This is a genomic window from Streptomyces sp. NPDC090442, from assembly GCF_044769405.1.
Lineage (GTDB): Bacteria > Actinomycetota > Actinomycetes > Streptomycetales > Streptomycetaceae > Streptomyces.
In genome coordinates this window covers 1-10,791 of the sequence record NZ_JBIVXW010000134.1, presented here as the reverse complement: position 1 = coordinate 10,791, position 10,791 = coordinate 1, and the positions used below count along the sequence as shown (strand labels likewise).

General features: G+C 74.2%; 2 protein-coding genes. Both read right to left on the bottom strand.

What is annotated here, in order from left to right:
- Nucleotides 1-1,793 (bottom strand): type I polyketide synthase (locus tag ACIQU6_RS42790; RefSeq protein WP_403487820.1); only part of this gene is annotated, 1,793 nt, incomplete at its 3' end.
- Nucleotides 1,794-1,839: 46 nt separating this feature from the next.
- The gene (locus ACIQU6_RS42785) at nucleotides 1,840-10,737 is read right to left on the bottom strand and encodes an SDR family NAD(P)-dependent oxidoreductase (protein WP_403487818.1); all 8,898 of its coding nucleotides are present in this window, start codon (nucleotides 10,735-10,737) and stop codon (nucleotides 1,840-1,842) included.
- Between the last annotated feature and the right edge of the window lie 54 nt (nucleotides 10,738-10,791).

Genomic DNA, 10,791 nt, shown 5'->3' with positions numbered 1-10,791 from the left:
AACGCCCCCTCACACTCAGCCCAACGCGACGCAAACGCCTCTGACGAATCCAACAGACCGGCCGCCATACCGACCCACTGCGAACCCTGCCCCGGGAAGACCAGGACCGCGCCGGAGCCCGCGCCGACCCCAACGCCCTTGATCGCGGCGGACGTTGGTTCGCCGGACGCCACCGCGCCCACGCCCGCCAGCAGCGCGTCCCGGTCGGCGCCGACCACCACCGCGCGGTGGTCCAACGCCGCCCGCGACGACGCCAACGAGAGGGCGACGTCCGCGGGGGCCACCTCGGGGCGCTCCGCCAGGAACGCGCCCAGTCGCCCGGCCTGGGCCCGCAGTCCCGCCTCGGACTTGCCCGACAGCACCCACGCCACCGGGCCCGCGTCCCCGCGCCCGGGCTCGTCCTCGGCGGCCTCCGGCTCGGGTGCCTGTTCCAGGATCACATGGGCGTTGGTGCCGCTGATGCCGAAGGAGGAGATGCCGACGCGGCGTGCCTGGCCGGTCTCCGGCCAGGGGCGCGCCTCGGTGAGCAGTTCCACGTCGCCCGCGGACCAGTCGACGTGCGGGGTGGGCTCGTCGACGTGCAACGTCTTCGGCAGCACGCCGTGTTGCATGGCCTGGACCATCTTGATGATGCCGGCGGCACCGGCGGCGGCCTGGGTGTGGCCGAGGTTGGACTTGATCGAGCCCAGCCAGAGCGGGTGACCGGTGTTCCGGTCCTGGCCGTAGGTCGCGAGCAGTGCCTGGGCCTCGATGGGGTCGCCCAGCCTGGTGCCGGTGCCGTGCGCCTCCACCGCGTCGATCTGCTCGCCGGACAGGTGCGCGTTGGCCAACGCCTGCCGGATCACGCGCTGTTGGGACGGTCCGTTGGGGGCGGTCAGGCCGCTGCTGGCGCCGTCCTGGTTGACTGCGGTGCCGCGGACGACGGCGAGGACGGGGTGCCCGTTGCGCTGCGCGTCGGACAGCCGCTCCAGCAGCAGTACGCCCACGCCCTCGCTCCAGCCGGTGCCGTCGGCCGCGGCGGCGAACGACTTGGAGCGGCCGCTGGGGGCCAGTCCGCCCTGCCGGCTGAAGTCGACGAAGGTGCCGGGGGTGGACATCACGGCCACGCCGCCGGCCAGCGCCAGACCGCATTCCCGCTGGCGGAGGGCCTGGACGGCGAGGTGCAGGGCGACCAGGGAGGAGGAGCAGGCGGTGTCGACGGTCACCGCGGGGCCTTCGAGGCCGAAGGTGTAGGCGACCCGGCCGGAGACCACGCTGCCGGCGTTGCCGGTGCTCATGAAGCCGGCCGACTGCTCCGGCACGGCGCGCACGCCGGCGGTGTAGTCGTGGTACATGACGCCGGTGAAGACGCCGGTGCGACTGCCGCGCAGCGAGGTCGGGTCCAGGCCGGCGCGTTCCAGGGCCTCCCAGGAGGTCTCCAGCATCAGCCGCTGCTGCGGGTCCATCGCCAGCGCCTCGCGGGGCGAGATGCCGAACAGCGCCGAGTCGAAGTCGGCGGCGTCGTAGAGGAATCCGCCCTCGCTGACGAAGGAGGCGGCGGCGTCGGGACCGAACAGCGCCTCCAGGTTCCAGCCGCGGTCGGTCGGGAACGTCGAGATGGCGTCCGTCTCCGACGCGACCAGCGTCCACAGCTCCTCCGGCGAGGCGACCCCGCCGGGGTAGCGGCAGCTCATCGACACGATGGCGACCGGTTCGGTGTTCCTCGACTCGGCCTCCTGCAACAGGCGCCGCGTCTCGCGCAGATCGGCGGTGGCCCGCTTGAGGTAGTCCAGGTACCTCGCGTCAGTCGTCACGGACGTTCACTCCCCCTAGAAGCTGTGGACTGCTGGCACCGACGGTTCAGGGCGCGCCGAGCTCGTCGTCGAGAAGGCTGAAGATCTCCTCCGCGCTGGCGTCGTCGAGATCGGCGTCGACGCGGTCCGCGGAGTCGCCGGCGGCGCTCCGTTCCCGCTCCTGCCATGTGGTCAGGAGCCGGCGCAGCCGGCCGGTGATGTCGGCCACCTCCACCTGCGCCAAGTCGGTGGCGGCCAGGGCCGCTTCCAGCTTGGCGATCTCCTCGCCGACCGGTGTGCGGGTGCCGCCGTCGGCCGGTGCGACCAGCTCGCCCAGGTGCTGGGAGAGCACGGTGACCGACGGGTAGTCGAAGACCGCGGTGGTCGACAGCCGGACGCCGGTGGCCGCGTTGAGCCGGTTGCGCAGTTCGACGGCGGCGAGGGAGTCGAACCCGAGGTCGAGGAAGCCCCGGTCCGGGTCCACCGCGAGCGGGGACGCGTGGCCGAGGACCTCGGCGACCCGGGCCCGGACCAACTCCCGCAGGCTCCGGGCGCGTTCGGCCTCGGGCAGCGCGGCCAGTTCGGCGCGCTGCGCGGCGGGGTCGGTGGCGGCGGTGGACGGGGTCGCCCGCCGGGCCGCCGGGCGGACGAGGCCGCGCAGCAGCGGGTGCACGCCGCCGGTGGCGGCGCGGGCGCGCAGGGCCGGGAGGTCGAGCCGCAGCGGGGCGGTGACCGCACGGTCCTGCCCCAGCGCGGCATCGAAGAGGGCCATGCCGTGCTCGGCGGTGATCGGGGTGAAACCGGAGCGGGCGGCCCGCGACAGGTCGCGTTCGCCGAGCCGGCCGGTCATGCCGCCGGTGGCGGCCCACATGCCCCAGGCCAGCGAGGTGCCGGCGAGGCCCTGGGCCCGGCGGGCCTGCGCGAAGGCGTCCAGGAAGGTGTTGGCGGCCGCGTAGTTGGCCTGCCCCGGCCCGCCGAACAGGCCGGCGGCCGCGGAGCAGACGGCGAACACCGACAGCTTCAGGTGCTGGGTGAGCTCGTGCAGGTGGACCACGGCGTCGACCTTGGGGCGGAGGACGGTGGTCAGTTGCTCGTCGGTCAGCGCGTCGAGGACGCCGTCGTCGACCACGCCGGCGGTGTGCACGACGGCGGTGAGCGGTGCCTCGGCCGGGAGGGTGTCCAGGGCCCGGGCCAGGGCGGCGCGGTCGGCCACGTCGCAGGCCAGCAGCGTGGCCTGCGCACCGAGGGCGCGGAGGTCGGCGAGGAGAGCGTCGGCGCCGTCCGCGTCCGGGCCGCCGCGACTGAGCAACAGCAGGTGGCGGACGCCGTGTTGCGCGACCAGGTGGCGGGCGACGAGCCCGCCCAGCATGCCGGTGGCGCCGGTGATCAAGGTGGTGCCGGCGGTGTCCCACGGCCCGTGCTCCGGGTCGGTGCCGGTCTCCCCCGCCGCTCCGGTGTCATCGGCGGGAGCGGTGTCATCGGCGGGGACGCGCACGAGCCGGGGCACGTGGACGTCGGCGCCGCGCACCGCGGTCTGGGGTTCGCCGGCCGCGAGGGCCCGCGGCAGGGCCCCGTTGCCGATCTCGGTGCCGTCGGCGTCGACCAGCAGGAACCGGCCGGGGTGCTCGGACTGGGCCGAGCGCACCAGGCCCCATACCGGCGCGGCCGCGATGCCCGGCACCGCGTCGTCGGACAGCACGCCGACCGCTCCCCTGGTGACGAGCGCCAGCGTGGTGTCGGCGAGCCGCTCGTCGGCCAGCCAGGACCGGACCAGGGCGAGCGCCCGGGCCGCGGTGCGGTGTGCGGCGGCGGCCAGGTCGGCGTCCGGGCCGGTGTCGTCGGTGAGTTCGGCGACGGCGAGGTGGGGTGCCACGGCGCCGGCGTCGATCGCCTCGGCCAGGGCGGCGGCGTCCGGGTACGACGGGAGGGGACGGTGTCCGGTCCGGCCGGTGCTCAGCCCGGCGACCGTGCCGAGGGCGACCCAGTGCGCCACGTCCGGGGTCGCGTCGGCGTCGATGCGGATCCAGTCGACGGCGAGCGGTTCGGCGCCCTTGGCGGCCCGGGCCCCCGGCGCGGCGAGCGCCCGCAGGGTCACCGAACCGGCCGCGAGGACCGGGGTACCGGTGGCGTCCGTCGCCAGCACCGACAGGGTGTCGTTGCCCACCGGCGACAGCCGCACCCGCAGGCTGTCGGCGCCGACCGCGTGCAGGGTGACGCCCGCCCAGGAGAACGGCAGCCGCGCGCCCTCCTCGTCGGCGAACAGGCCGCTCATGCCGGCGGTCTGGAGTCCGGCGTCGAGCAGCGCCGGGTGCAGCCCGTACGCGCCGGCGTCCGCCACCACCTCGTCCGGCAGGCGCACCTCGGCGAACACCTCGCCGTCGCGCCGCCAGACCGCCTGGAGCCCCTGGAACGCGGGCCCGAAGTCGAAGCCCAGCCCGGCGAGTTCGGCACGGAAGTCGGCGACGGAGAGCGCGGTGGCGCCGGCCGGCGGCCACTGGGCCAGGGCGTCGGCGTCCACGGCGGCGGCCTCCGACGGGATCTCCGGGAGCACCGAACCGCTGGCGTGCCGGGTCCACGGGTCGTCGGCGAGCCGGGAGTGCACGCTCAGCGCGCGCCGCCCGGACGCGTCCGGCGCGCCCACGGTCACCTGGATCTGCACCGCCTCGTCCGCGGGCAGCACCAGGGGCGTTTCCAGGCTGAGTTCCTCGACGGTCCGGCAGTCGACCTGTTCGGCCGCGTACAGGGCCAGTTCGAGGAAGGCGGTCGCTGGCAGCAGCACCGCGTCCTGGACCGCGTGGTCGGCGAGCCAGGGGTGGGTCCGCACGGACAGCCGGCCGGTCAGCACGGTCTGGTCGGAGTCGGCGAGGGTGACCGCGGCGCCCAGGAGCGGGTGCCCGGCCGCGCCGAGCCCGGCCGCCGTGAGATCCCCGGCGCGGGACGGTCCGGGCTTCACCCAGAACCGCTCGCGCTGGAACGCGTAGGTCGGCAACTCCACCGGTCCGGCCGGACGTTGGCCGTCGAAGACCGGCGACCAGTCGACGGCGACGCCCATGGTGTGCAGCCGGCCGACGGCGCCGAGCAGGGTGCGCTCGGGCTCGCGGTCGGCGCGCTGGGCGGCCACGGTGGCCGGCTCCCGCTCGCCGTCGAGGAACGCGGTGCCGGCGAGCGCCGCCAGCACGGAGTCCGGGCCGACCTCCAGGAAGGTGGTGGCGCCGTCGGTGGCGGCGGTCCGCAGCGCGTCGGCGAACCGCACGGTGCCGCGGACCTGGTCCGCCCAGTACCGCGGGCTGCACAGCTCGTCGGCGGTGGCGGCCCGGCCGGTGAGGGTGGAGACGACGGGGATGCGCGGCGGTTGGTAGTCCAGGCCGGCGATGAGCTCGGCGAACTCGTCGAGCATCGGCTCCATCCGGTGCGAGTGGAAGGCGTGCGACACCCGTAGCCGGTTGGTCTTGCGCCCCCGCTCCTGAGCCCACTCCCGCACCGCCTCGACGGCGTCGGTGTCGCCGGAAACCACCACCGCGTAGGGGCCGTTGACGGCGGCCAGCGCGACCCGGCCGTCGTGCTCGTCCAGCAACGGGGCGATCTCGTCCTCGGTGACCTGCACCGCGAGCATCGCACCCTCCTCCGGCAAGGCCTGCATCAGTCGGCCGCGCGCCGCGACCAGCACGCACGCGTCGTCGAGGGACAGCACTCCGGAGACGTGGGCGGCCGCGATCTCGCCGATCGAGTGGCCGATCAGCACGTCGGGACGGATCCCGAACGACTCGATCAGTCGGTACAGCGCCACCTCGACGGCGAACAGCCCGGCCTGCGCGTAGACCGTCTGGTTGAGGTCACCGTCGTCGGCGCCCCAGAGGACATCCTGCACAGGCCGGTCAAGCAACCGGTCCATCCGGGCACACACCGCGTCGAACGCCTCGGCGTACACCGGGAACCGCTCCCACAGCGCACGGCCCATGCCTGAATACTGCGAGCCCTGACCGGAGAACAACACCCCTAGCCGTCCCCTATCGGCGCCGGCGACCCCTTGCACGGCCGCGGGGTCGGGCCGACCGTCGGCCAGCGCCGTCACCGCAGCAAGCAGCTCGTCGCGGTCCCCGCCGATGACGACGGCGCGGTGCTCGAAGGACCCCCGGGTGGTGGCCAACGCATGCCCAACGGCCGCCGGCGACAACTCGGGACGCGCCGACAGGTGCGCGCGCAGCCGTTCGGCCTGGTTCCGCAACGCCGCCTCGGTGCGGGCGGAGAGCGCCCAGGGGAAGGGGGTGGGGGTGTCGCCTGGGGTCGCCTCCGTGTCTGTGGCAGGCCGCCTTGGTTCCGGTGCCTGAGGTGACGTCTCTTCCGGTGCCTGTTCCAGGATGACGTGCACATTGGTACCGCTGACCCCGAAGGAGGACACCGCGGCACGCCGCGGCCGGTCGACCTCCGGCCAGGCACGGGCCTGGGTGAGGAGCCGGACCGCGCCGGCCTCCCAGTCCACGTGCGGGGTGGGCCGGTCGACGTGCAGGGTGGCCGGCAGGGTCCCGCTGGACATCGCCAGCACCATCTTCATCAACCCGGCGATGCCCGCCGCCGCCTGGGTGTGTCCGATGTTGGACTTGATCGACCCCAGCCACAACGGCCGGTCCGCCGGCCGCTCCTGGCCGTAGGTGGCGATGATGCCCTGGGCCTCGATGGGGTCGCCCAACGTGGTGCCGGTGCCGTGCGCCTCGACCGCGTCGACCTGCTCGCCGGAGAGGTGCGCGTTGGCCAACGCCTGGCGGATCACCCGCTGTTGCGCCGGGCCGTTCGGCGCGGTCAGGCCGTTGGACGCGCCGTCCTGGTTCATCGCCGAGCCGCGCAGCACGGCCAGCACCGGGTGCCCGTTGCGCCGGGCGTCGGAGAGCCGTTCCAACACCACCACGCCGGCGCCCTCGCCCCAACCGGTGCCGTCCGCGGCGCCCGCGAACGACTTGCAGCGTCCGTCGACCGCCAGCCCCCGCTGCCGGGAGAACTGCACGAAGACGCTCGGGGTGGACATCACCGTCACCCCACCGGCCAGCGCCAACGAGCACTCACCGGAGCGCAGCGACTGGGCGGCGAGGTGCACCGCCGCCAGCGACGCCGAACACGCGGTGTCGACGCTGACCGCGGGGCCCTCCAGCCCCAGGGTGTAGGCGATCCGCCCGGAGACGACGCTGGCCGCGTTGCCGGTGAGGGTGTAGCCCTCCAACTCGGCGGGCGCGTGGGCCAACAGGGCGGTGTAGTCCTGCCCGTTGGTACCGGCGAACACTCCGGTCTGGGTGCCGCGCAGCGAACCCGGGTCGATGCCCGCGCGTTCGATCGCCTCCCAGCAGATCTCCAGCAGGATGCGCTGCTGGGGGTCCATCGCCAGCGCCTCGCGCGGCGAGATCCCGAAGAACGCGGCGTCGAACGCCCCGGGGTCGTCGAGGAACGCGCCGTGCCGCGCATAGCTCTTCCCGTGACTGTCCGGATCGGCGTCGAACAGCGCGTCGAGCTGCCACCCCCGGTCCTCGGGGAACGTACCGACGCCGTCCCGCCCCTCGGCGAGCATCCGCCACAACTCCTCCGGCGTGCCCACCCCGTCGGGGAACCGGCAACCCATCGAGACCACCACGATGGGGTCGTCGCCGATGGGGTTGCCGTGTGGGAGGTTGCTGTGGGTGAGACTGCCGCCGATGGGGTTGCCGTCGGTGCCCGGCCGCGCTTCCACCACACTGGCCAGCAAGTGCTCGGCGATGCCGGTGGCGTTGGGGTAGTCGAAGACCACCGTGGCCGGCAGCGCGATTCCGGTGGCGGCCGACAGCCGGTTGCGGAGTTCGACGGCGGTGAGCGAATCGAAACCCAGCTCGCGGAAGGCCCGGTTCGGCTCGACGTCGCCGACCGAACCGTGCCCGAGGACGGCGGCGGCGTGCGCCCGCACCAGGTCGAGCACCACCCGCGGCCGCTCGCCGGCCGGCACCTCGGCCAGCCGGCGCGCCAGTTCGGGCCCGCCGGCCTCCGCGGCGGCGGCCGCCATCGCCTGCTGGGCCTCCTCGATCCCCTCCAGCAGCGGACTGCGCCGCATGGCCGCGAACGACGGGGCGAACTTCTCCCACGCCACATCGGCCACGGCCACCGTGCCCTCCGGCTGCCCGAGCGCGTCCTGAAGGGCGGCGATGCCCCCGTCCGGGGTGAGGAAGCCCATCCCGGCCCGGCGCATCCGGCCTTCGCGTACGGCGGTGTCGGTGGCCAGCGACCCGGCCCAGGCACCCCAACCCACCGACAGGGCCGGCAACCCGTCGGCGCGGCGCTGCTCGGCCAACGCGTCCAAGTAGGCGTTTGCGGCGGCGTAGTTGGCCTGGCCCGCATTGCCGAGGGTGCCGCTCAGCGACGAGAACAACACGAAGGCGGAGAGGTCGAGGTCCCGGGTCAGCTCGTGCAGATGCCTGGCCGCGGTCGCCTTGGGCCCCAACACGCCGTCGAACAACTCCGGGGTCAGCCCGTCGACCACGCGGTCGTCGAGCACCGCGGCCGCATGCAGCACCCCGCGGAGCGGCCGGTTCTCCGGCACCGCGGCCAACACGGCCGCCAACGCGTCGCGGTCCGCCACGTCGCACGCCGCGAACTCGACCCGCTCGCCCAGCTCTTCGCGCAGCGCCGCCGCCCCGGGAGCGGCCTCGCCCCGCCGGCTGAGCAACAACGCCCGCTCGGCACCGGCCCGCACCACCCAACGCGCCAGGTGCGCACCGAGCGCACCGGTACCGCCGGTGATCAACACGGTGCCGGAGGGCTGCCATGGACGCTGCGCGACCCGCGACGACTGCGACGGCTGCGACGGCTGCGACGGCTGCAGCCCATCACCCTGCTCTCGTTGCTGCTGATCCTGGCCCTGCTGCCGGAGGGACTGCCGGTTCCGCGGAGCCCGGACCAGTCGGCGGAGGAACACCCCGGAGGACCGCACGGCCACCTGGTCCTCACCGCGCAGCCCGTCCGCACCCGCGAGCACGGCGACCAGTCGGGCGCCCACCCGCTCGTCCAACACCTCGGGCAGATCGATCAGTCCGCCCCAACGGTCGGGGTGCTCCAGGGCGGCCACCCGCCCGAGCCCCCACACCATGGCCTGCTCCGGCGCTCGCAATCGATCGGCCCGCCCCACGGAGACCGCACCGCTGGTCACACCCCACAACGGCGCCTCAATGCCCGCATCGCCCAACGCCTGGAGGAGGAGAGCGGTGCGGAGGAGGGGGTGGGGGGTGTGGGGGTGAGTGGGGGGCTGGGGGGCGGTGTCGGTGTCGGCGTGGGTGGTCGGCTCATCCAACGCCAGGGTCGAGAGAATGCCGGTGAAGCCGTCCTCCGCGGCGAGCTCCGCCAGTCGTGCGGCGAGGGCGGCCCGCAAGGGGGTGCTGGCGTCCGGTGCCAGGTCGATGACGGTCACGTCGGCGCCGTGTTCGGCGAGTTCCCGGCGGCACGCGGTCGCGTGCCCGCCCCCGTCCTCGCCCTCGGCGGTCACCACGAGCCAACGGCCGCTGAGCCGCGCACCGTTGGCCGTGGACGCCGGCTTCCACGTCGCCCGGTAACGCCAGCCGTCCACGGCGGAACGCTCCCGCCGTCCGCGCCACCAGGACGACAACACCGGCACGACGGCCGACAGGTGTGCCGCACGCTCATCGCCCTCGACCATGAGCGTGTCGGCCAGCGCGCCCACGTCCTCCTTCTCGACCGCACGCCAGAAGTCGGCTTCCGCGGGATCGACGGCCCGACTCGCGTCGGGGGCCGGCTCCGCCAGCCAGTAGCGCTGGCGTTGGAAGGCGTAGGTGGGCAGGTCGACGCGCCGGGGATGGTACGGGGCGAGGACCTTGTCCCAGGCGACGGGCAGGCCGTGGAGGTGCGCCTGGCCGAGCGAGGTGAGGAGTTGGGCCACATCGCCGTGGTCGCGTCGCAAGGTGCCGAAGGCGGCTCCGGTGGCGTCTGCCGCGTCGAGGGTCTGCTCCACGCCGACGGTCAGGACGGGGTGGGCGGAGGCTTCGATGAAGACGGTGTGGCCGGCGGTGACCGCGGCCCGGACGGCGTCCTCGAAGCGGACGGTCTGGCGGAGATTGCGGTACCAGTAGTCGGCGTCGAGGTGCGTGGTGTCGGTCGCCTCGCCGGTGAGTGTGGAGAAGAAGGTGGTGGGGGTGGGCGTGGGGGTGAGGGGGGCGAGGTCGGCCAGGATGCGGTCCCGGATCGCCTCGACATGCGGGGAGTGCGAGGCGTAGTCCACCGGGATCCGACGGACGCGGACGCCCTCCGCCTCCCAGGCCGCCTGGATGGCGTCCAGGGCTGCGGCATCACCCGAAACGACCGTCACCGCCGGGCCGTTGACCGCCGCTACGCCCAAGCCCTCGTAGCCGGCCAGGACCGATTCCACCTCGGCGACGGGAAGGGGGACGGACAGCATGCCGCCGGCAACGGAGAGGGAAGTGATCGCCTGCGAGCGAAGGGCGACGACCCGGGCACCGTCTTCGACGGACAACGCGCCGGCGACGACCGCGGCCGCGATCTCACCCTGACTGTGACCGATCACGGCAGCGGGTTCGACACCCGCCGCCTGCCATGTCGCCGCCAGACACACCATCACCGCCCACAACAACGGCTGAACGACATCGACCCGCTCCAGGACAGCCGGGTCGACCGAACGCGCCACCTCCGTCAACGACCAGTCCACAAACGGCGCCAACGCCCGCTCACACTCAGCCCATCGGGACGCGAACGCCTCCGAGGAGTCCAGGAGCTCGGCCGCCATGCCGACCCACTGCGAACCCTGGCCCGGGAACACCAACACCGCGCCCGAACCCACGCTGATCCCGGTACCGATGGCGGCGCGAGCAGTTGGTACGCCGGCAGCGACCGAGCCCACACCGGCAAGCAGCTCGTCCCGGTCGGCGCCGACCACCACCGCCCGGTGCTCCAACACCATCCGCGACGACGCCAACGAGAACGCCACATCAACCAGGGACAGTTCAGGACGATCACCAAGGAACGCCCCCAACCGCTCCGC